This is a genomic window from Evansella sp. AB-P1, assembly GCF_029688925.1.
GTDB lineage: Bacteria > Bacillota > Bacilli > Bacillales > Salisediminibacteriaceae > Evansella.
In genome coordinates this window covers 1-1,628 of sequence record NZ_JARUKY010000044.1, presented here as the reverse complement: position 1 = coordinate 1,628, position 1,628 = coordinate 1, and the positions used below count along the sequence as shown (strand labels likewise).

Sequence of the window (1,628 nt, the reverse complement as noted above, 5' to 3'; positions counted from 1 at the left end):
AAAAATTTGAGCTTTCATAGCTCCTTAGAAAGGAGGTGATCCATCCCCACCTTCCGGTAGGGATACCTTGTTACGACTTCACCCCAATCACCTGTCCCACCTTCGGCGGCTGGCTCCAAAAGGTTACCGCACCGACTTCGGGTGTTACAAGCTCTCGTGGTGTGACGGGCGGTGTGTACAAGGCCCGGGAACGTATTCACCGCGGCATGCTGATCCGCGATTACTAGCAATTCCGGCTTCATGCAGGCGAGTTGCAGCCTGCAATCCGAACTGAGAGTGGCTTTATGGGATTCGCTCGGCCTCGCGGCTTTGCTGCCCTTTGTACCACCCATTGTAGCACGTGTGTAGCCCAGGTCATAAGGGGCATGATGATTTGACGTCATCCCCACCTTCCTCCGGTTTATCACCGGCAGTCACCTTAGAGTGCCCAACTTAATGCTGGCAACTAAGATCAAGGGTTGCGCTCGTTGCGGGACTTAACCCAACATCTCACGACACGAGCTGACGACAACCATGCACCACCTGTCACTCTGTCCCCCGAAGGGGAACGCCCTATCTCTAGGGTTGTCAGAGGATGTCAAGACCTGGTAAGGTTCTTCGCGTTGCTTCGAATTAAACCACATGCTCCACTGCTTGTGCGGGCCCCCGTCAATTCCTTTGAGTTTCAGTCTTGCGACCGTACTCCCCAGGCGGAGTGCTTAATGTGTTAACTGCGGCACTAAAGGTATCGAAACCTCTAACACCTAGCACTCATCGTTTACGGCGTGGACTACCAGGGTATCTAATCCTGTTTGCTCCCCACGCTTTCGCGCCTCAGCGTCAGTTATAGGCCAGAAAGTCGCCTTCGCCACTGGTGTTCCTCCACATATCTACGCATTTCACCGCTACACGTGGAATTCCACTTTCCTCTCCTACACTCAAGTCTCCCAGTTTCCAATGACCCTCCACGGTTGAGCCGTGGGCTTTCACATCAGACTTAAGAGACCGCCTGCGCGCGCTTTACGCCCAATAATTCCGGACAACGCTTGCCCCCTACGTATTACCGCGGCTGCTGGCACGTAGTTAGCCGGGGCTTTCTGGTCAGGTACCGTCAAGGTGCCAACCTATTTGAATGGCACTTGTTCTTCCCTAACAACAGAACTTTACAATCCGAAGACCTTCATCGTTCACGCGGCGTTGCACCGTCAGGCTTTCGCCCATTGCGGATGATTCCCTACTGCTGCCTCCCGTAGGAGTCTGGACCGTGTCTCAGTTCCAGTGTGGCCGATCACCCTCTCAGGTCGGCTACGCATCGTTGCCTTGGTGAGCCGTTACCTCACCAACTAGCTAATGCGCCGCGGGCCCATCTCACAGTGTTAGGAGTAATCCCAACTTTTACGACAGAACCATGCGGTTCCATCGATCATCCGGTATTAGCCCCGGTTTCCCGGAGTTATCCCAGTCTGTAAGGCAGGTTGCCCACGTGTTACTCACCCGTCCGCCGCTAACTTCTCAAAAGCAAGCTTTTAAGAAGTCCGCTCGACTTGCATGTATTAGGCACGCCGCCAGCGTTCGTCCTGAGCCAGGATCAAACTCTCCAATAAGAGTTCGATGTCTCTGACATCAAAACCAGTTATACTGGCTAAAAA

1 rRNA gene is annotated in these 1,628 nt (G+C 53.7%); it reads right to left on the bottom strand.

Annotated elements, in window-relative coordinates:
• Positions 1-28: 28 nt before the first annotated feature.
• Positions 29-1,583, bottom strand: a 16S ribosomal RNA gene (locus QA612_RS22410).
• Positions 1,584-1,628: the final 45 nt, after the last annotated feature.